Below are 25,813 nucleotides of genomic sequence, written 5' to 3'. Positions count from 1 at the left end.
TGTGCCGAAGCCCCGGCGGACTGGCAATGCAATGCCCCCGTCAGTGCGTGACGATGCCCTTTGCCGCGAGGCTCCGCACGGTGTCCTCCAGCGTCTGTTCGGCGGCGATGAAGGTGAAGCCGAGCACCTCTTCGGTGTGGCGACCGGAAACGTCGCGGACATTGCCGAGCTCGCCGCGCACCTGCTTCATTTCGTCCATGAAGGGCGCAAGCATGTGCACCAGCCAGTTGGGCATGCCGCGTCTCGGCACCCTGCCCGCATGCTCGGGCACGCGCTGGCGGATGATCGCCGCCATTTCGCGCAGCCAGAGGAATTTCTGGCTGGTCGGGAAACGCTCGCCGCGAACCTGCTGTGCCGGGGCCTCGAGCGCGCGGACATGCGCTTCGGCCACATCGCGCACGTCGGTCACGCAGATTCCCATGTCGGGCAACAGCGGGATCGAACCGTCGATGATCTTCTTCACCATCGCGACGCTGGTCGACAGGTCGTCGTCATGGACGGGACCGAACACCGCCACCGGATTGATCGAGCAGAATGCCATGCCCGGCGCGTGCATCGCGACCCAGTCGCGCGCGGCGCGTTCGGCCACGGTCTTGCTCTCGATATAGGGCGGCACGCCGGCGGTCAGGTCGGTCCAGTCGAGATGGGTGAAATGGTCCTTGTCCGGCTGGCCATAGGCGATCGCGGCTGCGCTGCTGGTCTGGACGAAGCGCGTGATGCCCGCGCGGTGCGCGAAATCGAGCGCGCGCAGCGTGCCTTCGCGCGCGGGCACCACCAGCTCGTCCTTGTCCCGGGGCGTCGCCAGCGGAAACGGCGAGGCGACATGCGCCACCGCGTCGCAGCCGGCATTGGCCTCGGCCCAGCCGGCATCGTCGAGCAGATCGGCCTGGAACACCTTCAGCCGCTCACCCGCATCGTTCCAGCGCGCGCGCAGCCGCGGTTCGCTCTTCGCGGCATCGCGGACCGTGGTGTGGACGCTGTGCCCGCGCGCCAGCAGCTGCTCGATCACCTCGCCGCCGATATAGCCGGTGCCCCCGGTCACCAGGATCGTCATTGCCATCTGTCTGCGCCCCCGCTGTTTTGCTAGGCGCGAGACTAGGCAGAATGGCTGCAGCGGGCAACGGAGTCGCTATGAAACAGGTCGATTTCCTCGTGGTGGGCGCCGGGATCGCGGGGCTGTCCTCCGCCGCACGGCTGGCACGGCACGGTACCACGCAGGTGGTCGAGGCCGAAGCCGCGCCCGGTGTGCATTCCTCGGGCCGCAGCGCCGCCTTCGCGCATTTCGACATGGACGCCTGGCTGGTGCGCGCGCTGACCGCGGCGAGCATGCCGCTGCTGGCCGAACCCGGGGCAACGCCGCATCCCGCGCTGTTCATCGCGCTTGAAGGGCAGGAAGCGGCGCTCGACAGGCTGGAAGCCAATTACCGCGAATGGGAGCCGCGCGTCGAACGGCTGGCGCCTGCCGAAGCGCGCGCGTTCACCCCGGTGCTGCGCGAGGGCGACGGCGGCATCAGCGGCGCGCTGCTCGACCGGCATGCGCGCAAGCTCGACGCGCATGCCATGCTCGAGGCGCATCGCAAGGAGCTGCTGGCGCGCGGGGGCGAACTGGCGAACGGCGTCCCGGTGGAGCGACTGGCGCGCGCGGGCGAGCGCTGGACTGCCGATACGCCGGGGGCAAGCTACAGCGCACGCGTGGTGGTCAATGCCGCGGGCGCCTGGGCCGACCCGGTCGCGGCGCTGGGCGGTATCGCGCCGCTGGGCATCACCCCGCTGCGGCGCACGGTGATCACTTTCGATACCGAGCATGCGGTGCGCGACTGGCCCTTCACCAAGACCGTGGGCCCCGGCTTCTATCTCGAGCCCGAGGGCAATGGCCGGCTGCTCGCCAGCCCGATGGACGAAGGCCCGAGCGCGCCCTGCGACGCGCAGCCCGAAGAGGAAGACGTCGCGCTGGCGGCGTGGAATGTCGAACAGGCCACCACGCTGACAATCCGGCAGCTGGCGAGCAAATGGGCGGGTCTCAGGAACTTTGCCCCCGACCGGCTGCCCGTGGCGGGCTTCGACCGGCAAGCGCCGGGTTTCTTCTGGCTGGCGGGACAGGGCGGGTTCGGCCTGCAGACCTCGCCCGCCATGGCGCTGGCCGTGGAAGCGGCCGCGACCGGCGGGCCGTGGCCCGAGGAGCTGCGCGCGGTGGGCGTGACCCGCGCGATGCTGGCAGTGGAACGCCTCCGAACGCCGCCGGCATAGCAGCCCGCCTAGGCCGCGGCGTCGATCCTCAGGTGCATCCCCGACCCGTTTGCGCTCCAGTCGGGCGCCACGCCGAAGGATGAGGCGAGCGACTGGATGACACGCGTGCCCAGCCCCTTGGCCAGCGCCGCGCGTTCGGCATCCGCACTGGTGGCACTGCCATCGTCGCTGCAGGCGATCGACCAGCCGTCGTCGCCCGCGCGGATGGCGATGGCGATCGATCCGCTGCGGTCCTGCAGCCCGTGCTTGACGCTGTTCGACACGAATTCGTTCACGATCAGCAGCAGCGCATTGGCGAGGCTGGGCGAGACGCGGTCGTTGCCGACCTCGATCACCAGCCTGATCCCGTCGGGCAGCAGCTGGCGCAGATCGCGTTCGATCCGTTCGAAAAGCGAGCGCAGTTCCACCCGCTCGCCCTGCGCCAGATCGTGCAGTTCGGCATGCAGCGACGAGAGCGAGCGGATACGGATGCTGGCGTCTTCGAGCGCGGTCTGTACCGCTTCGTCGGTTGCCCGCTGCGCCTTCATCGACAGCAGTGCCCCGATCGAGGCAAGCGAGTTCTTGACCCGGTGGTCGACCTCGCGCCGGAGCGTTTGTTCCTGCGCCAGCGCAAGCCGGAGTTCGAGTTCGCGCATCACGTGCTTGGACAACACCTCGAGCACGCGGCGCTGGTGCGGCGTGAGCGTGCGCGGCTTGTGATCGAGCACGCACAGCGTCCCCAGCGGCAGCCCCTTCTCGGTGCGCAGCACCGCGCCGGCGTAGAACCGGAAACCGGGCTCTTCGGTGCACAGCGGGTTGTCGGCCATGCGCTCGTCTTTCAGCGTGTCGGGGATCTCGACGAAATCGCCTTCGAGGATCACATGCCCGCACAGGCTGGTTTCGATCGGGGTGGAGCGCACGCCCAGCCCGACCTCGGCCTTGAACCACTGCCGGCCCTCGTCGATGAAATTGACGACCGAAACCGGGACCTCGCAGATCTGCGACGCGATCTCGACCAGATCGTCGAAATCGCGTTCACGCTCGGTATCGAGGATATTGTAGCGGCGCAGCTCGCGCAGCCGTTCTTCTTCCCGGGGATGGAGACGTGGTGTCATCCCGCACCGATAGCAGGGAAATCCGCCGGGCCTAGGTTTATTGGTCCGCTGCCAGGTCCCCCGGGCAGGTGTGCCACACGGCCCCAGCGCAGCCGCCGTTCGCCATCGCGGCGGCAATCCCCACCGTTCAGCGGCTGGCGGTCAGGTAGTCCATAACGAAGTCCCACGAACCGAAGCCGAGGAAAATCCGCCCCGCCATCATCGACATCAGCAGGATCAGCAACACCACCCACACCAGCATGATCCCGCTGGTCATCCGCCAGCTGGTCGGCGGCAGGCCCTGGAACAAGAACATCGCGATCCCCGCGACATTGACGCAGACGAGGTTGACGGTGAACAGGAACAGCGCGTTGGCGCTCGCTTCGGGAATGCCCGCACCGGTATAGATGCCTGCTGCGGTCAGGGGCGGAACCAGCGCGACGGCGATCATCACCCCGACCAGCGCAAGCGAGGCGCCGCGACTGAACGCCAGCACGCCCGCGGCACCGCAGGCCAGCGCCAGCGCGATATCGGCGGGCTGGACCAGCGTGCGGTTCTTCAATTCGGGCACCAGCGGATCGATTGCCACCGTAATGCCGAGGACGACACCCGCGAGCACTGCGAGGACGCAGCCGATGGCGAGCGTCGCGGCCGCCTGCCGGCCCAGCTTCCAATTGCCGACCGTGGCCGCCAGCGCCAACCCCATCGTCGGCCCGAGCAGCGGCGCAATGATCATTGCGCCGATGACCACCGCGGTCTGCCCGCTGCGCATCCCCAGGCCGGCGATGATCGCCGACAGCGTGACCGTCAGCAAATAGGCAGGCCCGGGATGCAGGCTTTCCTCGATGTCGTCGTAGAGTTCGTCGGTGCTGAGCCGATCGCGGCTGAAGAACCGCTCGATCCGCGTGGGGGTCGGCAGGTCGGGCGACAGCGGCAATTCGGTGACCGGCGTTTCTTCGACCACCGGAAGGACCGCCTGCAGCTCGGACACGAGCGCGGAGAAGTCGGGCAGGTCTGCGAAGGCCTCGTCCAGATCGGCGAGCAGGCGTTCGGTATAGCGTTGCTGGACGATGCAGGTGCATTTTTCCTGCGCCCCGGGCACGGTTTCCCGCCAGAACCGCCGCGTGTGGCGAGCGAGGATCATCTCCAGATCGCGGACCCGGTCTTCGGGCAGGTATATCTGGACGAGCCTGGCCGCCATTCAATTCACCGGGTTATCGCCCGCGCGGGTCAATAGCCACCCGGCGGATCGCTTGCGGGGAAGCTTTCGTCGAGATCCTCGTCGGTCTCGGTCCATTCGCGCGCCTCCGGGTCGCGCATAGCGCCGGGTCCGGCATCGCGCACGTCGGTATGGAAATTATGCGGCTGGTCTTCCGCAAAGGCAGCATTGCGGGATGCATCCTTGCGCTTGAACAGCGCGTATCCGGCAAGCCCTGCGAGCCCGAGTGCCACCATCTTCCCGATCACTGTAATTCTCCCATCAAGCGGTCAGTTCTGCGGCGAGCCATGCACATGGACATCGTGCCCCGAATGCTTCGTCAGGATGTCGACCGCGCGTTGTTCGTCGCCGCTGTCCCAGGTGCGCACCCAGAGCAGCAGCCCGCCATGTTCAAGCTGGTTCTGCAGGTTTTCGGCGTGCCGGTCACCCACCAATCGGGCCACCCCGGCGCCCAGCGCGCGCCCTGCCCCGCCTGCAACCGCCGCGCCGACGATCACTGCCAGCAGCGAGCCACCCGAGGCCACGATACCGCCGATCGCGGTCATCGCCGCCAGGTAGAGCGGCGTGGCGACCAGTGCGCCCTGTGCCTCGCCGATCGCTTCCCTGGGAATGTAGATCGCGCGCGGCACGGCGGGATCGTCCTCCAGCTCGGCAACCTTGTGATAGCGGTGACCAAGCTGGTCCTCGACCGCCCTCTCGGTCGCCAGCAGGCTGATTTCCGCGCGGTCGAAACCCGAACTGAGCAGCTCGTCGATCGCTTCCTCGAGATCCGTGCTGGCGTCGAAATAGGCGACAGCCTCGCGGATGCGAAAGGCATCGGGCGTGCTGGTCATATGTCGTGCTCCTGCGATCGGACTATGCGCCTGCGCTGCTGCGGCGGGCAGCGTATCACTCGGTGGTGCCGCCGTCCCATTCCTCGTCGTGATGGCGCGCCTCGGCATCGGCCTTGGTCGCATGGACCACGCCGTCCATATGCTCGGGCGGACCGTAAACGGTATAGAGGCGCAGCGGTTCGCTGCCGGTGTTGCGGACATTGTGCCGCGCGCCGGCCGGCACGATCACCGCGAAATCATCCTCGACCGGGTTCTCGACGCCGTCGATATCGACCACGCCCTTGCCTTCCTCGAAGCGGAAGAACTGGTCGCGGTCGTCATGGACCTCCTCGCCTATATCGCAGCCCGGCGGCAGCGTCATCACCACGAGTTGCAGATGCTCGCCGGTGTAGAGAACCTGGCGGAAGTTGTCGTTTTCGACAGTCCGCCGCTCGATATTGTCGCAATAACCCTTCACGCAAGTTCCCCTTGTCATCCGCCGCTGAACCGCGCCACGCTAGGCCGGGAACGCAGCAGGCGCAATCGGGTCGCGGGGCATTGCGGCAGGCGGACCGGCACGTCTCAGGGTTGCGAGGCGTGGATCCGATTGGCTTCGTAGGCTTCGACCTCGAGCGGCATGTCTTCGTGCCCGTGAGCCATGAGTTGCTTCATGTATTTTTCCACGAAGGCGCCGAAACTCGCATTGCGCTCGATCTGCTGCACATGGACCAGTTCGTGGGCGAGCATCGGCCATGTCAGGTCGAAACCGTTGCGCACCCAGATGGTATAACCGAACGCCTGCGCGTTATTGGTGATACCCGGTCCGACAAAGCCCAGCTCCTCGCCGATCTTGCGCATTTGCGGATCTTCCGATGGAAAGGGTATTTCGTCGACGTATACCAGCCGCACTTTTTCCGGATGCTCGATCCCGATCCGGGTGGCCAGCTCGACCTGCTTCGGCGTCAGCGCGATGCCGCGCGCCTGACCCTCGATTTCGATGGTTCTCACCCATTCGACATAATTCGCGAGGAAGGTCGCGTATGGGCTGCTGGCTTCACCCGAGGCCTGGCGATTGGCTTCAACGTCCTGGCCCGCCGCTGCGGCGTTCGCAGGACCGGCGAGAGCAGCGCAGGCTGCGGCCACTGCGGCCAGCGCAGCCGTTTTCAGCGTCTGCGGCCGAGTGGTGATAATCGAGCGTAAATTCTTCATGGTATGGTCCCTGACAAGCCTTTCAACGGGGCTTAGTCGGGCGCTCCAGACCTGTCTTGAACGTCATTGCTCACGATAGCGGGCGGGCGAGATTCCGACCATGCTCTGGAACTGGCGCGTGAGATGGCTCTGGTCCGCAAAACCCAGATCGGATGCGACATCGGCCAGTGGCGCACCCGCCAGCACCATTTCCTTGGCCGCATGGATGCGCCGCTGGGTGCGGTAGGCAAGCGGGCTGAGACCGTGCGCGCGCGTGAAACTCCGCGCCAGATGGTACTTGGTCACACCCGCGGCATCGGCCAGTTCATCGAGACCGAAATTCTCGTCATAGCGCGCGTCGATATACCCCTTCGCCCGGCGAACTGCCTCCGGTAGCCGGTCGTCTCGATCCGGTTCGACAGCTGCGGCGAACGCGATACCGACTATTTCCGCAAGCGCGGTGTCTTCTTCCAGCCTGTCGCCGGTCCCCGCTTCGAACCAGCGGTGCAGTTCCAGCAGCCGCTGGGCGCAGGCGGGGTCGCAGCGCACCGGTGCCGGGAAGAGCAGGTCCGAGCGGCCGACATAGGACCATGCCACCTCGGCGCGAATGTAGAATACCCGGTAGCGCAAGGTCGCGTCTCCGAGCGTGGCGTTGGCATGCGCCGTGCCCGCATCGATCGTGATCATGTCGCCTTCGCCGACCTCGTAGGAGGTGCCATCGATGGTCAGGGTTTCGCCGCCGCTTTCGACCACGCCCACCACATACTGGTCGTGCATATGCATCGGAAAGCTGCGGTTGCGATAAGCCACCGACACGAGTTCGATGTCGACGTGCTTGGGGCGCGTAAAGCTGGCGGACGACGGGTGTTCCATCGTACCGGCCTAAGCACCGGGCCGAGCGCTTCGCAATGCGCAGCTGTCGACTCTTCCCCGCCGCGCGGGCGCGGGGCCGATGACGGCGTCCTAGCGCATCAGCACCAGTTCCTCCGCCATGGTCGGATGGATTGCGGTGGTGGCGTCGAAGTCTTCCTTGGTCAGCCCGGCTTTCACCGCGATCGCGGCAGCCTGCATCATCTCGGGCGCTTCGGGGGCGATCATGTGGATACCGACGATGCGCCCGCTGTCGCCGTCGCAGATCATCTTGATCAGGCTGCGTTCGTTGCGCCCGGCAAGCACGTTCTTCATCGGGCGGAAGTCCGACAGATAGACCTTCACGCTGCCGAGCTGGTTCTTGGCCTCGCCCTCGGTCATGCCGACCGCGGCGATCGGCGGGTGGCTGAACACCGCGCTGGGGATGCAGCTGTGGTCGACCGCCACCGGCTCGCCGTCGCCGAACACGCTGTCGGCAAAGGCCTGGCCCTCGCGGATCGCCACCGGGGTCAGCTGCACGCGGTCGGTCACGTCGCCGACGGCATAGATGTGATCGACATTGGTCTTGCTGAAGCGGTCGACCTTGATCTCGCCGCCCTCGCCCAGTTCGACGCCGGCATTCTCGAGGCCCAGCCCCTCGGTGTTGGGCACGCGGCCGACCGCGAACATGACCAGATCGGCCTTTTCCTCGTCGCAATCGGACATCTTGACGAAATAGCCGCCTTCCGAACACGGCTTGATGTATTCGAACGTCGTGTTGAAGCGGAACTGGATGCCCTTCATCGTCGAGATCTGCAGCAGCCGGTCGCGCACCGCCTCGTCATAGCTGCGCAGCAAGCGGTCGCCGCGATTGACGATGTGAACTTCGCTGCCGAACTCGTTGAAGATGCCGGCGAATTCATTGGCGATATAGCCGCCGCCCGCGATGATGATCTTCTTGGGCAGTTCGTCGAGATGGAACGCCTCGTTCGAACTGATCGCATGTTCGGCGCCCTGGCATTCGGGCATACGCGGGCGCGCACCGGTGGCGATCAAGATGGTTTTCGCGGTCACGACCTTGCCGCTCGCCAGCGTGATCTCATGCGGGCCGGTGATCTCGGCGCGTTCCTTGAAGATCGTCACCTCGTGGCTTTCGAGCGTGTTGGTATAGGCGCCCTCGATCCGCTCGACATCCTTCAGCACATTGTCGCGCAGCGTGATCCAGTCGAAGGTCGCATTCTCGGTCGACCAGCCGAAATTGCGCGCGTCCTTCAGGTCTTCGGCGAAATGCGCGCCGTAGACGAGCATCTTCTTGGGCACGCAACCGCGGATGACGCAGGTCCCGCCGACGCGGTGTTCCTCGGCCACGGCCACCTTCGCGCCGTGCGCGGCCGCCACGCGGCTGGCCCGCACCCCGCCCGAACCGGCGCCGATGGTGAAAAGGTCGAAATCGTACTCGCCGGTGGGTGCTGAAGCCAAAGCCTGTCTCCGTTGTGAATGCGCGCCGCACTTGGGGCCTCGCGCGCAGCGGCACAAGAGGCAAGCGGGAACCGCGCGGCGGGAACCGGGGTTGGAAGGGCAAGTCCCTGGGAGGGGATGCCGGCCCTGTCCGCATGCATCCAACGGGAGACCGCATGACCGATACGCTTGCCGATTACGCCGCCCGCGGGACGGCGATCCTGCCGCATCCATGGAATCTGCTGGCGCTGGCCGTGGCCGCGACGCTGGCCGCGCTGCTGCTGCACTGGGTGGTGTTCCGCCTGCTGCGCCGCGTCGTGGGACGCACGCGGAGCGAGGCGGACGAGATGCTGGTGCGGCGGCTCGCCATGCCCACGCGCTTTGCGCTGGTCGCGCTGGCGCTGGTGCTGACCGCGCGCGAGATTCCCGCCTTCGAGACCGTGTGGGAACGCGTCGCCGGCTTTGTCATGCCCGCGGTGATCGGGTGGATCGCGCTGGCGATCTTACAGGCGCTGATCGAGGCGATGAAGCTGCGCGCGGATATCTCGGTGGAGGACAATCTCTCCGCCCGGCGCCAGCGCACCAAGCTGACCATGCTCAGCCGCATCGCGACCTTCATCATCATCTTCGTGACCGTCGGGCTGGTGCTGCTGTCGATCCCCGGCGTGCGCGATATCGGGGTGACGCTGGTCGCCTCGGCGGGCCTCGCGGGCCTCGCAGTGGGCGCGGCCGCGCAGCCCGCGCTCAAATCGCTGATCGCGGGCGTGCAGATGGCGCTGACCGAGCCGATCAATATCGATGACGTGGTAATCGTCGAAGGCGAATGGGGACGGATCGAGGACATCCGCACGACCTATGTGGTGGTCAAGATCTGGGACGAGCGGCGGCTGATCGTGCCGACATCGCAATTCCTCGAGGGCGCGTTCGAGAACTGGACCAAGAAAACCGCGCAGCTGCTGGGTTCGGTGATGCTCTATCTCGACCCGGTGACCCGGATCGGCCCGATCCGCGCCGAATTCGAACGCCAGATCGCGGACAATCCGCGCTGGGACGGCCGTGTGCAGGTGGTGCAGGTGACCGACACGAAGCGCGATGCGATCGAGGTGCGGCTGCTGATGAGCGCGAAGGATTCGCCCACGCTGTTCGACCTGCGCTGCGACATCCGCGAAGGGATGCTCGAATGGCTGGCCGACCACCAGCCCGCAGCCTTTGCGCGGCTGCGGCTGATGAACGGGGAAGCGGAGCCGGAAACGACCGGCCCCGCCCCTGACAGTTAGCCGCGTGCGGCGCTGCTGCGCCGGCGATTGCGGCTGCGGCCACCGCCGGGCCTGCCGGCACCGGCGTTTCCGCCGCCGCCCGGACCGCCTGCGCCGCTGGGACGGCCCTTGCGGGCGGGATGCTTGTCCTTGGGCTTGGCCCGCTTCGCCGCGTCGCCGGTGGGGCGAACCTTGGGCTTGGCCATACGCTGGCCGGGGGCCGCGCGCTTGGTCGGGCCGACGCCTTCGACGACCGCGCGGAAATTGTCCGGCAGCGGCAGGCGTTCGAACTCGGCATCGGTCTTCTTGCGGATGTCCTTGAGGTAATCGCGCTCGTCCTCGGCGCAGAAGGCAATCGCGATGCCATCCTTGCCCGCGCGCGCGGTCCGGCCGATGCGGTGGACGTATTGCTCGGGCACGTTGGGCAGTTCGTAATTGATCACATGGCTCACGCCGGGGATGTCGATCCCGCGCGCGGCGACATCGGTCGCGATCAGGATCGGCGTCTTGGCGCGCTTGAACTCGTCGAGCGCGCGTTCGCGCTGCGGCTGGCTCTTGTTGCCGTGGATGGCGTTGGCGGGAATGCCGACCTGCGCCAGCTTCTTTACCACCCGGTCGCAGCCATGCTTGGTGCGCGCGAAGATCAGCACGCGCTCGAACTTGCCCGGCACCTGGTGGCGTTCGGACAGGATCATTTCGAGCAGCGTCTGCTTCTCGTCCTGCTGGACCATGAAGAGATACTGGTCGATGCGTTCGGCAGTGGTGCTTTCGGGCGTGACCGAGACCTTGACCGGGTTACGGCAGTATTTGCCGACCAGTTCCTGGATCTGCTTGGGCATGGTGGCGCTGAAGAACAGCGTCTGGCGGTCTTCGGGGACCAGCTGGCTGATCCGGCGCAGCGCGTGAATGAAGCCGAGGTCGAGCATCTGATCGGCCTCGTCGAGCACCAGCACTTCGACCTTGTCGAGCGTGAAGGCCTTCTGGTCGATCAGATCGAGCAGCCGGCCAGGCGTGGCAACGAGGATGTCGGTGCCGCGGTGCAGCTTGTTGCGGTCCTTGTTGACCGAGGTGCCGCCGACGATCGAATGGACCTTGAGGCCCGCCAGCGCACCGTAATCCTTGGCGCTCTGGGCGATCTGGCCGGCCAGTTCGCGCGTCGGCGCAAGCACCAGCATGCGGCAGGATTTGAACGGCGTCTGCTTGTCGGCTTCGCGCAGGCGATCGATGCTGGGCAGCATGAAGGCGGCGGTCTTGCCGGTGCCGGTCTGCGCGATACCCATCAGGTCGCGCCCTTCGAGAACGGGCGGGATCGCCCCTTCCTGGATCGGCGTGGGAGTGGAATAGCCCTTGAGGTCAAGCGCCTGAAGGACGGGCTGCGACAGCCCAAGATCGGAAAACTGTGTCATGAAAACTCGCATTCGTAATGCGGCGCGCTCAGCGTTCCATGACGGAATCCGGGCGCGGTCGCGGGGTTTGAAACCACCCGCGTGAATAGGGAAGTCTGGAAAAAGGAACCGAGGCGCGGCCGGGGCAATCGCTGTAAACCGATCGCCGCTTCACGCTGGCTAGCGCGCTTCGATGGAGACCAGATGAGCGCAAAGGCGCGGAATGTCAATTTGTTTCGCAAGAACGAACGATCATTTCGCTTGCGTGACCGGCAATTTCGGAAGCATCGTCCGCGCCTTGCGGAGCCTTGGGGATATAAGATGAGAAACGCGATCCTGCGCCGTCTGGCGGGCCCCGGCCTGATCTTTACCGGTTCTGCCATCGGTACTTCGCATCTCGTGCAATCGACCCGCGCGGGTGCGATGTTCGGGGTCGCCCTGCTGGGCGTGATCGTGCTCTCGACCTTGCTCAAATATCCCGCCTACCGCTTCGGCGTCGATTACGCACATGCACGCGGGCGTTCGCTGCTGTCCGGCTATCGCGAGCTGGGCCCATGGGCGGTGTGGCTGTTCCTCGTCGCCGTGATCCCGCTGGTACCGATCGTCTATGCCGCGCTGGGCGCAGCGACGGCAGGAATCTTCGCTGCCGTTTTCGGCCCGCTGCTGCCGCTGCCGGTCATGGGATCGCTGGTGATCGCGCTCGCCTCCGCGCTGCTCTTCGCCGGCGGGTACCGGCTGCTCGATCGGGTCAACGGCGTGCTGCTCGCCTTCCTCGTCATCGCGACGGTGGCGACCACCATCATGGTCCTGCCACGCGTCGAATGGGCGACGCTGACCGATTTCGGCTGGACACGGCAAACCGCCGCGCTGCTATTCATCGTCGCGCTCGCGGGCTTCATGCCCAACCCGCTCGACGTCTCGGTCGCTCTGTCGCTGTGGAAGGTGGAAGCCGACCGCACTTTGCCCACAGGCGCACATCCCACGTTAGCGCAGGCGCGCAGCAGCTTCCTGTGGCCCTATGTCATGACCACGCTGATGGCGCTGTGCTTCTGCATCATGGGCGCGGGCGTGATGCATGCACAGGATATCGCCCCGCTGTCCGATGCGCCGGGCTTCGCGGGCCAGCTGGTGAACCTCTACCGCGAAGCGCTCGGGCCGACCGCCGCAGCGCTGGCCGCCGTGGCCGCGCTCTCGGTGATGCTGACCACGGTGATCGCCGCGATCGACGCCTATGCCCGCACCCTGCCCGCCGCGATCCAAGTCCTGCGCGGCGCGGAACAGCAGAGCGGCACGCGCACGCAATATGTACTAAGCACGCTGGCGCTGGCCGGACTGTCGATCTTAGTGCTGTTCACCGCGATGGGCGCGTTCACGAGCTTCCTCGACTTCGTGACCAGCGCCACCTTCGTGGTCGCGCCGCTGCTCGCGCTGCTGAACTACCTCGTTGTGACGCGCTGCGAACTGCCCACCGACGCGAGGCCAAGCACCGCAATCAAGGCGCTGAGCCTGACGGGCACAGTGGTGATGGGCGCGTTGGCTGTGATGTATTTCGTGCTGGTTTGAAGTTGCTCACCCCAACCCAGCGGCATCCAGCAGCGCCTCGGTGCTTGCATCGAATTCCTCGCCGCCCTGTTCGATCGCCTTTGCCATTTGCTTGCCCAGTTCGACGCCGAACTGGTCGAAGGGGTTGATCCCCATCAGCACCGCGCTGGCGAAGACGCGGTGTTCGTGGAAGGCGATCAGCGCGCCCAGTGCGGCGGCGTCGAGATCGTCGCACAGAATCGTCGCGCTGGGGCGGTCGCCGGGGTAATTGCGCGCGGGGTCCTCGCCCTGCTTGCCCGCCATCAGCGCCGCGCCTTGCGCGAAGCAGTTCATCAGCAGGATGCGATGGTGCGCGGGGTCGAGCTCGTCGCCCGGGGCGATGCTGGCGATGAAATCGACCGGCACCAGATGCGTGCCCTGGTGGAGCAGCTGGAACACCGCGTGCTGCGCATCGGTGCCCACCCCGCCCCAGGTGATCGGCGCGGTCGGGCCGTCGACCGGCTGCATTTCGGCAGTGACGCGCTTGCCGTTCGATTCCATCTCGAGCTGCTGGAGGTAATCGGGGAACAGCCCCAGCCGTTCATCATAGGCGAACACCGCGCGCGTCTGGCAGCCGCGCACGCGGGTGTAGTAGAGATCGGCAAAGGCCGCGCGCAGGACGAGGTTGGCCGCGCCGTCGGTGTCGCGGAAATGCTCGTCCACCGCCTTGGCGCCTGCGAGCATGGCGCGGAAATCGTCCATCCCCACTGCCATGGCGATCGGGAAGCCGATCGAGGACCAGATCGAATAGCGCCCGCCGACGCTTTCCTGGAACGGCAGGATGCGCGTTTCGTCGACGCCCCATTCGACCGCGCCTTCGGGATTGGCGGTCAGCGCTATCACGCGCCCGCCGGGATCGGAGACGCCATTGTCGCCCAGCCATTTGAGCGCACTGGCGGCATTGGTCATGGTTTCGATCGTGGTGAAGGTCTTGCTCGCCACCGCGATCAGCGTCTTGGCCGGATCGCATTTCGCGAAGGCTGCCTCGAGCGCGACCCCGTCGATGTTGGAGACGACATGGACGTCGCAATAGGACAGATCGCGGCCGAGCGCGTCGACCCCCAGCGCGGGGCCGAGTGCACTGCCGCCGATCCCGATGTGGATCAGGTGCTCGATCTCGCCCAGCGCGCCCTGGTGGATCGCCTCGACCAGCATGCCCATGCGGTCGATCAGCGCCATCGCTTCCTCGACCTTGGCGCCCTCGCCCGTGCCGCGCAGAGTCGCATGATCGGCGGCGCGGCCTTCGGTCGGGTTGACCACTTCGCCGCCGAACAGCTTTGTGCGCATGCCGGCGAGGTCCATCGCCTCGGCCAGCTCTTCGAAGCCCGCGACCACGGCGCGGTCGAGATGCGTCTTCGACCAGTCGAACAGGATCCCGCCCTCCTCGAGCTCGATCCGGCCCGAGAGCATCGCGACCCGGTCGGCGCCGCCGGGCTCGTCCGCGCCTTCGCCGCCTTCGCGCGCGGCGCTGAACAATTCGCCCAGTGTCGGGCGCGGCAGGGTTTCCAGGCGGGTCCAGAGCTGGGCGGCGGTGGTCATGGCGGGCAAAAATCCTTTGATGGCTGCGCTCCTGCGACTAGGGAACTCGGCAATGATTGAGAACCCCGCATGACACAGCAAACGCTGGATACCGCTACGCCTGCCGCCGGCCCGGGCGAGACCGAGAAAAAGGAAAGCCTTGGCAGTTTCCTGTGGTTCGTCACCAAGCTGGTGATCGCGGTGCTGATCTTCCGCAGCTTCATCTTCTCGCCCTTCACCATTCCCAGCGAGAGCATGCTGCCGAACCTGCGCAATGGCGATTACCTGGTCGCGGCGAAATGGCCCTACGGCTTTTCCAACCTGTCGCTGCCGGGCGAACCGGCGCTGTTCGACGGGCGCATCTTCGCCAGCCTGCCCGACCGCGGCGATGTCGTCATCTTCAAGCATCCGGTGACCGGCGCGGATTACGTCAAGCGCGTGATCGGCCTGCCCGGCGATACGCTGGCGCTGGAAAACGGCCGCGTGATCCTCAACGGCGAGCCGCTGCCCAAGCAGCCCGCGGGCGCCGCCGATATCGCGATGGGCCCCAACACCGCCTGCCGCAGCGATGGCGGGGTCGTGGTCGATGGCGGGACCACCTGCCGCTACCGCCAGTTCCGCGAGACCCTGCCGTCGGGCAAAAGCTACCTGACGATCGATTTCGGCACCGTCGGGCCGCGCTTCCTCAGCGATGGCGCGCGCGGTGTCGCCACCGACGAACGCGGCAACCCGCTGCGCATCGACCCCGACAATGCCGCGCCGATCGTGGTTCCCGCAGGCCAGCTGTTCGTGATGGGCGACAACCGCGACAACTCGCTCGACAGCCGCTTCCCGGCCGTGCGCGACGGCGGCGTCGGACTGGTCGATACCGACCTGCTGGTGGGCCGCGCCAGCCGCGTGCTGTGGTCGACCGACGGCAGCGCCGAATGGCTGCTGCCGTGGACCTGGTTCACCGCCGCGCGCTGGGACCGGATCGGGGCCGACATATGAGCGCGCTCGACCCGGATGCCCGCGACTGGCTGACCCGCACGGGTTTCACCGTGCAGGACGAAGCGCTGTGGTTCGCCGCGCTGACGCATGGCAGCATGGGCGAAACGCGCGATTACGAACGGCTCGAGTTCCTTGGCGACCGCGTGCTCGGCCTCGCGATCGCCGACTGGCTCTATGCGCAAAGCGAAGCGCCAGAGGGCAAGCTGGCGCAGCGGCTCAACGCGATCGTCAGCCGGGCGATGTGCGCGCAGGTGGCGCGCGGCATCGGGCTGGCGCCGCATATCCGGATCTCGCGCCAGGCGAGCAGCGATGGCGGCCGCGACAGCGACAACATCCTCGGCGACGTGATGGAAGCGCTGCTCGGCGCGCAGTTCCTCGACAACGGCTTCGCCGCGGCGCGCGACGTCGTGCGCCTGCTGTGGCGTCCGGCGCTGGAAAGCGGCGCGGGTAAGTCGAAACACCCCAAGAGCGCGTTGCAGGAATGGGCCGCGGGTAACCAGCGGCGCCCGCCCGAATACGAGCTGATCGAGCGGTCGGGCCCCGATCACGCGGCGCGCTTCACCGTGCGGGTGAAAGTCCACAAGGTCGGCGAGGCCGAAGGCACCGCGGGCAGCAAGCAGGAAGCCGAAAAACAGGCGGCACGCATATTCATGGAGACATTCGGGTGACGCAGGAAACAACCAAATGCGGCGTGGTCGCAGTGCTGGGTGCGCCCAATGCGGGCAAGAGCACGCTGGTGAACCAACTGGTCGGCCAGAAGGTCGCGATCACCAGCGCCAAGGCGCAGACCACGCGGGCGCGGATGATGGGCATCGCGTTGCATGGCGACACGCAGATGATCCTCGTCGACACGCCGGGCATCTTCGCGCCCAAGCGGCGGCTCGACCGGGCGATGGTCAGCGCCGCGTGGGAAGGCGCCGAGGCGGCCGATGCGCTGCTGCTGCTGGTCGATCCGCTCAAGCAGCGGCGGCACGAGCTGGAACCGCTGCTCGAACAGATCGCCGCGCGGCCCGAACGCAAGATCCTCGTGCTCAACAAGGTCGACCGGGCCAAGAAGGAACCGCTACTGGCGCTGGCGCAGGAGCTGACCGGGAAGGTCGAATTCGAAACGGTCTATTTCGTCTCCGCGCTGACCGGCGACGGCGTGGACGAGATGAAGGACGCGCTCGCCGCCATGATGCCCGAAGGCGCGTGGATGTATCCCGAAGACCAGGTCAGCGATGCCAGCGAACGCCTGCTCGCCACCGAAATCACGCGCGAGCAGCTCTACCAGCAGCTGCACGAGGAACTGCCCTACGACAGCGCGGTGCGGCCCGAGAAATACATCCAGCGCAAGGACGGCAGCGTCGAGATCCACCAGCAGATCGTGGTGATGCGCGACAACCAGCGGATGATCGTGCTCGGCAAGGGTGGCAGCCGGATCAAGGCGATCGGCCAGGCCGCGCGCGAGGAGCTGAGCGAACTGCTCGGCCAGAAGGTCCACCTGTTCCTCCACGTCAAGACCGACGAACGCTGGAGCGAGGACAAGGAAATGTTCGAGGAAATGGGACTGGACTGGAAGAGCTGATAGATGAGCAAAGCCAGTAAAACCGTTGGAAAAGTGGCCGGCACTAATGATATCGAACACACACAGGCGAAATTACACGCTGAGTGGAAGGTCGATTACTACCAAAAACACCACGAGATTGCTCTCGATCAGTTAACTGGGCTATCCAAGTGGCTTACCGCCAGCCTCTTCACAGCAAACTCTGGCGGAATACTGACGGTATTGAATCAGTTCGAGAAAGTGACATCGCCTCGTGAAGCAGCTCTCTTGTTCGTATCAGGCCTAGTCTTCGCGTTGCTTGGCGCGGTCGCCAACCAGCACTACTCCAATAAGATATCCCGCGCGCTACCAGATGCGATATTCTACTGGAATGAAGTGAAAATCACAGGCCTTACTAACAGTCAGCGGCAGAGTGATATAGAGTCCTCTATCCATCGAGCAGGAGAAAGATCTTGGATCGGTGAGGCGCTGGGCTGGCTGTCTGGCAGCATGTTTGTGGTTGGCGTCATCGTTTTCTCAATAAGCCTAGCCTAAAAGCCCTACCTCTTCTTCGCCACCTTGATCTTGTTCTTCTTGGCGAAGTCCTTGGTCGACTCCTCGCTGCGGTTCAGCGCCTTGGCGATCTGCTTGAGGCCCTGCCCCTTGGCGGCGAGGGTGCGGAGCTGGCCCGCCTCCTCGCCCGTCCAGGGCTGCTTGTGTCGTTCGAAGCGGTCCTTCGCCATCAGTCGGCCGCGGCCTTCTTGGCAGCCGTCTTCTTCGCCGGGGCCTTCTTCTTCGCGGGGGCCTTCTTGGCGGCAGGCTTCTTCTTCGCTGCCGCCTTCTTCTTGGGCGCGGCCTTCTTCTTTTTCCCCGGACCCTTGGCCGCGCGCGCATCGATCAGTTCGATCGCCTGCGCCTCGGTGACGTCCTCGGGCTTCATGTCCTTGGGGATCGTCGCATTGGTGGTGCCATCGGTGACATAGGGGCCGTAGCGCCCCGGCATCACCTTCATCTCGGCGCCGCTGGTCGGGTGTTCGCCCAGCGTCTTGATCGGCTCCGCCTTGCCGCGCGTGCCGCCCTTGCGGTTGGCGGCTTCGGCAAGCAGCGTGACCGCCGCATTCATGCCGGTGTCGAACACGTCGCGTGTGCTCTGCAGCTTGGCGTATTTGCCATCATGCCGCAGGTACGGGCCGTAACGTCCTATCGCGGCTTCGATATCCTTGCCGGTCTCGGGATGCTGGCCGACGATGCGCGGCAGGCTGAGCAGCTTGAGGGCCCATTCGAGATCGAAATCATCGAGGTCCTTGGGAATGCTCGCGCGCTTGGCTTCCTTGCCTTCGCCCAGCTGGATGTAGGGGCCGAAGCGTCCCGTCTTGCGTTCGACCGGCAGGCCGGTTTCGGGATCCTCGCCCATCACCCCGTCATCGGCGCCGTCATCGCCCTCGCCGCCGGGTTTGGCGAACTGGCGGGTGAACTTGCAGTCGGGGTAATTGGCGCAGGCGACGAACGCGCCATAGCGGCCTCCGCGCAGCGCCAGCCGGCCGCCCTCGCGGCCTTCGGTTTCGCACAGCGGGCAATGGCGCGGGTCCTTGCCGTCGGCGCGTTCGGGGAACAGGTAATCGGACAGGAATTCGTCGAGCACTTCGGTCACTTCCGAAGGCTTCTTGTCCATCACCTCTTCGGTCTTGGGCTTGAAGTCGCGCCAGAAGGCTTCGAGCAGCTTCTTCCAGTCCTCGCGCCCGTCGCTGACGGTGTCGAGCTCGTCCTCGAGCCCGGCGGTGTAGTCGAAGGCGACATATTGCGGGAAGAAGCGTTCGAGGAAAGCAGTCAGCAGCCGCCCGCTTTCCTCGGCGAAGAAGCGGTTCTTCTCCATTCGCACATAGGCACGGTCGCGCAGCGTCTGGATCGTGCTGGCATAGGTCGAGGGGCGGCCGATGCCGAGTTCCTCGAGCCGCTTGACCAGGCTCGCTTCGGAAAAACGCGGCGGCGGCTGGGTGAAGTGCTGGTTGGCGTCGACGCCGCGCTTGAGCGGGCTGTCGCCCTTGCTCATCGCGGGAAGCAGGCCGTCCTCGTCGTCATCGGCATCGTCGCGGCCTTCTTGGTAGACCGCGAAGAAGCCCGGATATTTCACCACCTGGCCGGTGGCGCGCAATTCGTGCTGGCCGGTGGCTTCGCGCAGCGTGACCGTTGTGCGCTCGAGCTGCGCGGCGGCCATCTGGCTGGCCATCGCGCGCTTGAACACGAGATCGTAAAGCTTGCCCTCGTCGCCCGAACCCACGCGATCGCGCGAAAAATCGGTCGGCCGGATCGCTTCGTGCGCTTCCTGCGCGTTCTTGGCCTTCGACTGGTAGATGCGCGGCTTTTCGGGCAGCGCATGGCCGCCATAGCGATCGGACACCGCCTTGCGGCATTCCGAAATCGCGCTGCCATCCATCTGCACGCCGTCGGTACGCATGTAGGTGATCGCGCCCGCTTCATAGAGCGACTGCGCGAGCCGCATCGTGTGGCTGGCGGAGAAGCCCAGCTTGCGCGCGGCTTCCTGCTGCAGCGTCGAGGTGGTGAACGGCGGCGCGGGATTGCGCTTGAACGGCTTGGTCTCGATCTCCTCGATCGTGAAATTGCCCGCTTCGACCGCCGCCTTGGCGGCCATGGCGCTTGCTTCATCGCCCAGCGTCAGCTTGTCGAGCTTCTTGCCCTCGTACTTGACCAGCCGCGCGTCGAACTCGCTGCCGTCCTGCTGCAGCTTGGCGATCACCGACCAGTATTCGTCGGCGCGGAAATGCTCGATCTCGATTTCGCGGCCGACGATCAGCCGCAGCGCGACCGACTGCACGCGGCCCGCGCTCTTGGCGCCGGGCAGGCGGCGCCACAGCACCGGCGACAGGGTGAAGCCATAGAGATAGTCGAGCGCGCGGCGCGCCAGATAGGCGTCGATCAACGGCTGGTCGAGCTCGCGCGGGGCCTTCATCGCCTCGGTCACCGCCTGCTTGGTGATAGCGTTGAACGTCACGCGGTCGACCTTCTCGGGCAGCGTCTTGCGCTTCCTGAGCAGTTCCTGGACGTGCCACGAAATCGCCTCGCCTTCGCGGTCAGGGTCAGTCGCGAGGACGAGGCGGGTGGCCTGTTTCGACGCGTCGCTGATTTCCTTGAAGCGCTTCTGCTTGTCGCGATAGAGTTCCCAGTCCATCGCGAAGCCTTCGTCGGGGCGCACGCTGCCGTCCTTGGGCGGCAGGTCGCGGACGTGACCGTAGCTGGCGAGAACCTTGAAGTCCTTGCCGAGATATTTCTCGATGGTTTTCGCCTTCGCGGGCGATTCGACGATGACCAGTTGCATGGTGGTGTGGGCAGTCCCTTACGTGTGTACGTGCGTATACGCGCGAAAATGGGGCCGGGGTTCGGAAGGCGTCAAGCGGCAAAACACGCAGGCCCGCGCGCGCTGACTTGGCCGCGCATGCCGTCAGCGTACGCTGACGCGGCCCCCGGCGTGGCGCTGGAGCCGACCGGCGATCTCCAGTTCGAGCAGCGCGAGCTGCACCGCGGCGGCGCTTTCACCCGACTGGCGGATCAGCTCGTCGATCCCCACCGGTGCCGTCGTGAGCCGCGCGGCGATATCGGCGGGCTCGGCCGCAGCGATGTCCTCGGGCGTGTAGTCGAAGCCATTGGCGGGTTCGCGAAAGGTCGAGCGCGGTTCGCCGGCGAAGGTGCTCAGCAGTTCGACCACTTCACCGGGTTCCTGCACCAGCACCGCGCCTTCGCGGATGAGGTGGTTGCAGCCGTGGCTGCGCGGCTCGAGCGGACTGCCGGGGATTGCCATGACCTCGCGCCCCGCCTCGCCCGCGAGCCGCGCGGTGATGAGGCTGCCCGATTTGACCGCCGCTTCCACCACCAGCGTCCCGCCCGCCAGCCCGGCGATGATCCGGTTGCGGCTGGGGAAATGGCTGCCGCGCGGTTCGGTGCCCGGCGGCTGTTCGGCCAGCAGCAGCCCTTCGCTGGCGATCCGCTCCTGCAATTCGGCGTGCTGCGGCGGATAAGCAATGTCGATTCCACTGGCGATCACGCCCACGGTGTGCGGAAAGGCGCCCTCATGCGCGGCGCCGTCGATCCCGCGCGCCAGCCCCGAAACCACGGTGAACCCCGCCTCGGCCAGCCCGCTGGCGAAATCGCGCGCCAGCTTGACCGCTGCCGCGCTGGCATTGCGCGCTCCGACCATGGCGACGCAGGGGCGTGCGGCCAGCGCCAGGTCGCCGCGCCAGATCAGGATCGGCGGCGCGCTGTCGAGCGGGCCGAGCAGCGCGGGGTAATCGGGCTGGTCGTGGAACAGGTATTTCGCGCCTGCCTTGCGCACTGCCTCGACCTCGCGCTCCACCGTCTCGGCGGCGGTGGCGCGGTACTGGCGCCCGCCGCGACGGCCCAGATCGGGCACCGCCTCGAGCGCCTTGCCCGCGCTGCCGAAGCGCTGGAGCAGCATGGCATAGCTGACCGGGCCGATATTGGGCGAGCGCAGCAGCCGGATGCGGGCGAAAGCCTCGTCCTGCGACAGGGCCGAGGTCGCCGCGCCGGTCATCCCCCGGCGGTGTCCTTGCTGCCGCCGACGCGGGGCTCCTCGCCCTTGGCCAGCCGCACGATATTTTCGCGGTGGAGATAGATGATCAGCAGCGCGATCGCGCCGAGCACGGGGAAGAACTGCGGATAGCCGAACAGCGGCGCGGCGGCCGCCGCCGCGACCACCGCGGCCATTCCGGCAAGCGAGGAAATGCGGAAAATTGCCAATATGCTGAGCCAGACGAAGGCGTAGGCCAGCCCCAGCGGCCAGGCGAGCCCGAAGGCCACGCCGGCATTGGTCGCCACGCCCTTGCCGCCCTTGAAGCCGAGCCAGACGGGGAAGCAGTGACCGAGCACCGCGGCCCCGGCGGCAAATGCCATCGCCACTTCGCCCCACAGATGGCCGGCAACCGCGACCGGTGCGAAGCCCTTGAGCAGGTCGAGCACCAGCGTGCCCGCCGCGAGCCCCTTGTTGCCGGTCCGCAGCACGTTGGTGGCGCCGATATTGCCGCTGCCGATCTGGCGCACGTCGCCCATGCCCGCCGCCTTGGTCAGCAGCAGGCCGAAGGGAATCGAGCCGATCAGATAGCCGAGCAGCGCGGCCCAGATCAGGTTGGTGGTCATATCGGTCGGCACAGCACACTCCGCAAAACAGGAAACCGTTCGAGCCGAGCTTGTCGAAACCCCGCACTTTCTTCTACCGCCCTAAATGGAAACACGGCCACTCGACAAGCGCAGGACACACGGAATTGGATCAACCGGCCCAAGACTCACCTATCCTGCTGTTCGATTCGGGTGTCGGCGGGCTGACCGTGCTGGGCGAGCTGCGCGAGCTGCTGCCGCAGGCGCCGGTGATCTACGCCGCGGACATGGCCGGCCTGCCCTATGGCGCGAAGAGCGAGGCCGAAATCGCCGCCCGGGTTGCCGGGCTGCTCGGGCGGATGGCCGAACGCTACCAGCCGCGGCTGATCTGCATCGCCTGCAACACCGCCAGCACGATCGCGCTGGGCATGGTGCGCGACGTGCTCGAAACGCCGATCGTGGGCACGGTGCCCGCGATCAAGCCCGCGGCGAAGATGACCCGGACCGGCGTCATCGGCCTGCTGGGCACCGAGGCGACGATGCGGCAGGCCTATGTCGACGAGCTCGAACGCGAATTCGTCGGCGACTGCACGCTGCTGCGCTACGGCGCGAACAACCTCGTCGCGCTGGGCGAGGCCAAGCTGCGCGGCGAGAGCGTCGATGTCGACGATGTCGCGCGCGCTGCGGCGGGGCTGGTGCTGCAGAACCACGGTGAGCGACTCGACACGGTGATCCTTGCCTGCACCCATTTCCCGCTGCTCGAGGACGAATTGCGGCAGGCGTTCGGCGAAGGCGTGGCGTTCATCCACGGCGCCGAGGGGATCGCGCGGCGCATCGTATCGCTGACCGAGGGGCAGGATTTTGCGCGCAGTGCCCCCGATTTCGCGGTAGGAACGGGAGAGCTGGCCGATTTCCAACGACTTGCGCCGGCCTTCGCGCGCTACGGGATCGACGATCTGCGCGCGTTCTGATCTGCGAACCACTCGCAAAGATCGCGGTGGCGATTTGCAACGTATTCGATTAGGGCGACCCGCACAGGATGGCCGCGGAAGGCGGCGCAGATACGGGCGACTACGCCAGTGAACTACGACCAGATCTTCGACGAAGCGATTTCCCGGCTGCACGAGGAAGGCCGCTATCGCGTCTTTATCGATATCCTGCGCAACAAGGGCGCCTTCCCCAACGCGCGCTGTTTCGCGGGTCACAACGGGCCCAAGCCGGTCACCGTCTGGTGTTCGAACGACTACCTCGCGATGGGCCAGCACCCCAAGGTGATCTCCGCCATGGAAGAGGCGCTGCACGATGTCGGCGCGGGTTCGGGCGGCACGCGCAACATCGGCGGCAACACGCATTACCACGTCCAGCTCGAGGCCGAGCTTTCGGACCTGCACGGCAAGGACGCCGCGCTGCTGTTCACCAGCGGCTATGTCTCGAACGATGCGACGCTGTCGACCGTGGCCAAGCTGCTGCCCGGCTGCGTGATCTTCTCCGACGAACTCAACCATGCCAGCATGATCGCGGGGATCCGCAATTCGGGCTGCGAGAAGCGCGTCTTCCGCCACAACGATCTCGAGCATCTGGAAGAACTGCTCGCCTCCGAGGATGCCGACACGCCCAAGCTGATCGCTTTCGAAAGCGTCTATTCGATGGATGGCGACGTCGCCCCGATCCACGAAATCTGCGACCTTGCGGAAAAATACAACGCGCTGACCTATATCGACGAAGTCCACGCGGTGGGCATGTACGGCAAGCGCGGCGGCGGGATTTCCGAGCGCGACGAGGCCGCACACCGGATCGACATCATCGAAGGCACGCTGGGCAAGGCCTTCGGCGTGATGGGCGGCTATGTCGCGGCCGACAAGAAGATCATCGACTGCATCCGCTCCTATGCCCCGGGCTTCATCTTCACCACCTCGCTCAGCCCCGCGCTGGTGGCGGGCGTGCTTGCCTCGGTACGGCATCTTAAGGAAAGCAGCGTCGAGCGCGAAGGCCAGCAGGCCGCCGCCGAACTGCTCAAGACCAAGATGCGCGACGCGGGCTTGCCGGTGATGGACAGCGTCACGCATATCGTCCCGCTGATGGTCGGCGACCCGGTGCATGCCAAGAAGATCAGCGACATCCTGCTCGCCGAATACGGCGTCTATGTGCAGCCGATCAATTTCCCCACCGTCCCGCGCGGCACCGAGCGTCTGCGCTTCACCCCCGGCCCTGCGCACACCGCCGAAATGATGGACGATCTGGTCGGCGCGCTGGTCGAGATCTGGGACCGGATGGACATGGAACTGGCCAAGGCGGCCTGACCGGCGCGCCGTGCGGCTGGTGCGGGCGCGAATTGCGCCTAGATAGCCGTGATGGACAGCGCCGCCCCCTCTGCCGAACCGCCGCGCGATAGCGCCGCGCTGGCCGCCTTCGCGGCGCTGGTGCTGCTCCCGCTCGTCCTGCTCGCAGTGGTCGGCGGCTGGTCTGCGTCCGGCGTGGCCCCGGCCGCCCCGGCACCTGCCGCCGCGGACGGGCCGCTTCCCGACCTCCCCGCCTCGCCCGAAGACACTGTGGTCGGGACCGAACTGGCCGCCGGCGATGCGCAGGCGCGCAATGCGGCGGTGGCGTTCGCAGCCATCGGCCCGGGCGCGCCCCTACCCTTCGGCTTTGCCGGGAATGCGGCCGATCGCCTCCGCGCGCGCGACTGCCTCGCGCTCGCCGGGATGGCCGAGGCGGGCGGCGCCGATGGCGACCAGCGCGCGGTGATGCAGGTGATCCTCAACCGCGTGCGCCATCCGGCGTTTGCGGGCACCGTCTGCGGGGTGGTGTTCGAAGGCTCGCAGCGGCCTACCGGCTGCCAGTTCAGCTTCACCTGCGACGGCTCGCTCGCGCGGCGCTATTCCGACGCGGCATGGAGCGAGGCGCGCGCGCGGGCGGAGGACATGCTGGGCGGCGCGACGCATGACCCCGTCGGCAATGCCACGCATTTCCATGCCGACTACGTCTATCCGTGGTGGAGCGACCGGCTCGACAAGGTGGCCAAGGTCGGGCCGCATATCTTCTTCCGCTGGCGCGGCTTCTGGGGCAGCCGGCAGGCGCTCTCGGCACGCTATGCGGGCGGCGAACCCGATCCGCTGCGGCTGCGGGACACCGCGCTCGCCACCGCTGCCGCCAATCCGCTGCCCGGACTGCTGGGCAGCGGCGAGGCGGTGCGCAGCATCACCCGCGACAGCGTGGCGCGCGCCGCCGGCGAGCCGCCGCGCGCAGCCGCATCCTCCGGCCAGCCCGGTCCGGGCGCAGGCGTGCATTTCGTCCTCGTATCGCCGGGCGATTCGCCGGCCGCGCTGGTCGAGCGGGCGCGCAGCCTGTGCGCGGGCGGCGGCTACTGCCGCGTGCAGGGGTGGAGCGATCCCGCGCAGGTCCCGGCCAGCCTGCCGCTGAGCGATGCAGCACGGCGCAGCCTGCGGTTCAGTTTCGCCGCGGCGAATGCCAATGGCGGCGAAGCAATATTCTTCGATTGCCGGCTGTTTTCCGCGCCGGACATCGGAACCTGCCTGCCCGCAATCCCGTAGGGGATTTGTCCGCGTCGGTATGGCGCGCTAGGCATGG

The 25,813-nt window shown here is 66.6% G+C and carries 25 protein-coding genes; 10 read left to right on the top strand and 15 right to left on the bottom strand.

Translation table 11 applies throughout. The annotated features are described in order from the left end of the window. Positions 1-40: 40 nt before the first annotated feature. Positions 41-1,060 (bottom strand): NAD-dependent epimerase/dehydratase family protein, encoded by a 1,020-nt coding sequence (locus GRI55_RS06415; protein WP_160766598.1) that lies wholly within the window; start codon positions 1,058-1,060, stop codon positions 41-43. Positions 1,061-1,131: 71 nt separating this feature from the next. On the opposite strand from GRI55_RS06415, the gene GRI55_RS06410 reads away from it, so the two are divergent. Continuing rightward, entirely contained in the window at positions 1,132-2,247 is a 1,116-nt protein-coding gene (locus tag GRI55_RS06410; protein WP_160766597.1) for an NAD(P)/FAD-dependent oxidoreductase, read from the top strand. Positions 2,248-2,255: 8 nt separating this feature from the next. Here the strand turns inward: GRI55_RS06410 and GRI55_RS06405 are convergent, their stop codons facing one another. The 8 genes from GRI55_RS06405 to gorA all read right to left on the bottom strand — a co-directional run bounded on the left by GRI55_RS06405 (position 2,256) and on the right by gorA (position 8,867). After that, entirely contained in the window at positions 2,256-3,341 is a 1,086-nt protein-coding gene (locus GRI55_RS06405; RefSeq protein ID WP_063506128.1) for a histidine kinase dimerization/phosphoacceptor domain -containing protein, read from the bottom strand. Between the two features lie 127 nt (positions 3,342-3,468). After that, complete coding sequence (locus GRI55_RS06400) at positions 3,469-4,521, bottom strand: TIGR00341 family protein (RefSeq protein ID WP_160766596.1); 1,053 nt, start codon at positions 4,519-4,521, stop codon at positions 3,469-3,471. A 29-nt stretch (positions 4,522-4,550) separates the two neighbouring features. After that, the gene (locus GRI55_RS06395) at positions 4,551-4,787 is read right to left on the bottom strand and encodes a hypothetical protein (RefSeq protein WP_202392396.1); all 237 of its coding nucleotides are present in this window, start codon (positions 4,785-4,787) and stop codon (positions 4,551-4,553) included. Between the two features lie 21 nt (positions 4,788-4,808). Beyond that, positions 4,809-5,372: a hypothetical protein gene (locus GRI55_RS06390; RefSeq protein WP_160766595.1), complete on the bottom strand. Its 564-nt coding sequence runs from the start codon at positions 5,370-5,372 to the stop codon at positions 4,809-4,811. A gap of 55 nt (positions 5,373-5,427) precedes the next feature. Then, complete coding sequence (locus GRI55_RS06385) at positions 5,428-5,829, bottom strand: cupin domain-containing protein (RefSeq protein WP_160766594.1); 402 nt, start codon at positions 5,827-5,829, stop codon at positions 5,428-5,430. Between the two features lie 104 nt (positions 5,830-5,933). Next, positions 5,934-6,560, bottom strand: coding sequence for a hypothetical protein (locus GRI55_RS06380; protein ID WP_160766593.1), 627 nt, complete (start codon positions 6,558-6,560; stop codon positions 5,934-5,936). A gap of 63 nt (positions 6,561-6,623) precedes the next feature. Next, on the bottom strand, positions 6,624-7,412 hold the full coding sequence (locus GRI55_RS06375; RefSeq protein ID WP_160766592.1) for an AraC family transcriptional regulator: 789 nt from the start codon (positions 7,410-7,412) through the stop codon (positions 6,624-6,626). Positions 7,413-7,502: 90 nt separating this feature from the next. Continuing rightward, positions 7,503-8,867 carry a glutathione-disulfide reductase gene (gorA, locus tag GRI55_RS06370; protein WP_160766591.1) on the bottom strand — a complete coding sequence of 455 codons (1,365 nt, stop codon included), beginning with the start codon at positions 8,865-8,867 and terminating at the stop codon, positions 7,503-7,505. Between the two features lie 155 nt (positions 8,868-9,022). Between gorA and GRI55_RS06365 the strand changes: the two genes are divergently transcribed. Then, positions 9,023-10,123, top strand: a complete 1,101-nt coding sequence (locus tag GRI55_RS06365) for a mechanosensitive ion channel family protein (protein ID WP_160766590.1) — start codon at positions 9,023-9,025, stop codon at positions 10,121-10,123. On the opposite strand, the gene GRI55_RS06360 is transcribed toward GRI55_RS06365, so the two are convergent. Next, positions 10,120-11,508 carry a DEAD/DEAH box helicase gene (locus GRI55_RS06360; RefSeq protein WP_063506879.1) on the bottom strand — a complete coding sequence of 463 codons (1,389 nt, stop codon included), beginning with the start codon at positions 11,506-11,508 and terminating at the stop codon, positions 10,120-10,122. The genes GRI55_RS06365 and GRI55_RS06360 overlap by 4 nt on opposite strands. 300 nt (positions 11,509-11,808) lie before the next feature. Between GRI55_RS06360 and GRI55_RS06355 the strand changes: the two genes are divergently transcribed. Further along, positions 11,809-13,050 (top strand): NRAMP family divalent metal transporter, encoded by a 1,242-nt coding sequence (locus tag GRI55_RS06355; protein ID WP_156494240.1) that lies wholly within the window; start codon positions 11,809-11,811, stop codon positions 13,048-13,050. Between the two features lie 6 nt (positions 13,051-13,056). On the opposite strand, the gene pgi is transcribed toward GRI55_RS06355, so the two are convergent. After that, positions 13,057-14,607, bottom strand: a complete 1,551-nt coding sequence (pgi, locus tag GRI55_RS06350; RefSeq protein WP_160766589.1) for a glucose-6-phosphate isomerase — start codon at positions 14,605-14,607, stop codon at positions 13,057-13,059. 69 nt (positions 14,608-14,676) lie between these two features. Here pgi and lepB point away from each other — a divergent pair, with 69 nt between their 5' ends. The 4 genes from lepB to GRI55_RS06330 are packed head-to-tail and all read left to right on the top strand — an operon-like array spanning position 14,677 to position 17,656. Beyond that, positions 14,677-15,576: a signal peptidase I gene (lepB, locus tag GRI55_RS06345; RefSeq protein ID WP_160766588.1), complete on the top strand. Its 900-nt coding sequence runs from the start codon at positions 14,677-14,679 to the stop codon at positions 15,574-15,576. After that, complete coding sequence (gene rnc, locus GRI55_RS06340; protein WP_050599274.1) at positions 15,573-16,244, top strand: ribonuclease III; 672 nt, start codon at positions 15,573-15,575, stop codon at positions 16,242-16,244. The genes lepB and rnc overlap by 4 nt, the downstream gene beginning before the upstream one ends. Beyond that, positions 16,241-17,143, top strand: a complete 903-nt coding sequence (gene era / locus GRI55_RS06335) for a GTPase Era (RefSeq protein ID WP_160766587.1) — start codon at positions 16,241-16,243, stop codon at positions 17,141-17,143. The genes rnc and era overlap by 4 nt, the downstream gene beginning before the upstream one ends. Before the next feature lie 3 nt (positions 17,144-17,146). Next, positions 17,147-17,656, top strand: coding sequence for a hypothetical protein (locus tag GRI55_RS06330; RefSeq protein ID WP_160766586.1), 510 nt, complete (start codon positions 17,147-17,149; stop codon positions 17,654-17,656). A 5-nt stretch (positions 17,657-17,661) separates the two neighbouring features. On the opposite strand, the gene GRI55_RS06325 is transcribed toward GRI55_RS06330, so the two are convergent. The 4 genes from GRI55_RS06325 to plsY all read right to left on the bottom strand — a co-directional run bounded on the left by GRI55_RS06325 (position 17,662) and on the right by plsY (position 22,267). Beyond that, complete coding sequence (locus GRI55_RS06325) at positions 17,662-17,844, bottom strand: hypothetical protein (RefSeq protein ID WP_067464282.1); 183 nt, start codon at positions 17,842-17,844, stop codon at positions 17,662-17,664. Further along, positions 17,844-20,435 (bottom strand): type I DNA topoisomerase, encoded by a 2,592-nt coding sequence (gene topA / locus GRI55_RS06320; protein ID WP_160766585.1) that lies wholly within the window; start codon positions 20,433-20,435, stop codon positions 17,844-17,846. Before topA ends, GRI55_RS06325 begins: the two co-directional genes overlap by 1 nt. A gap of 123 nt (positions 20,436-20,558) precedes the next feature. Then, entirely contained in the window at positions 20,559-21,665 is a 1,107-nt protein-coding gene (gene dprA / locus GRI55_RS06315) for a DNA-processing protein DprA (protein ID WP_160766584.1), read from the bottom strand. Next, on the bottom strand, positions 21,662-22,267 hold the full coding sequence (plsY, locus tag GRI55_RS06310; protein WP_160767034.1) for a glycerol-3-phosphate 1-O-acyltransferase PlsY: 606 nt from the start codon (positions 22,265-22,267) through the stop codon (positions 21,662-21,664). Before plsY ends, dprA begins: the two co-directional genes overlap by 4 nt. Positions 22,268-22,392: 125 nt before the next feature. Here plsY and murI point away from each other — a divergent pair, with 125 nt between their 5' ends. The 3 genes from murI (at position 22,393) to GRI55_RS06295 (ending at position 25,776) form a co-directional block, all read left to right on the top strand. Continuing rightward, positions 22,393-23,196 (top strand): glutamate racemase, encoded by an 804-nt coding sequence (gene murI, locus GRI55_RS06305; protein WP_050599269.1) that lies wholly within the window; start codon positions 22,393-22,395, stop codon positions 23,194-23,196. Between the two features lie 108 nt (positions 23,197-23,304). Next, positions 23,305-24,525, top strand: coding sequence for a 5-aminolevulinate synthase (hemA, locus tag GRI55_RS06300; RefSeq protein WP_050599270.1), 1,221 nt, complete (start codon positions 23,305-23,307; stop codon positions 24,523-24,525). A gap of 51 nt (positions 24,526-24,576) precedes the next feature. Then, the gene (locus tag GRI55_RS06295; RefSeq protein ID WP_160766583.1) at positions 24,577-25,776 is read left to right on the top strand and encodes a cell wall hydrolase; all 1,200 of its coding nucleotides are present in this window, start codon (positions 24,577-24,579) and stop codon (positions 25,774-25,776) included. Positions 25,777-25,813 lie beyond the last annotated feature (37 nt).

The sequence above is a fragment of the Qipengyuania citrea genome (assembly GCF_009828015.1).
GTDB lineage: Bacteria > Pseudomonadota > Alphaproteobacteria > Sphingomonadales > Sphingomonadaceae > Qipengyuania > Qipengyuania citrea.
Note: the sequence above shows the minus strand (reverse complement) of the source record. Positions and strands in the feature narration are given on the sequence as shown.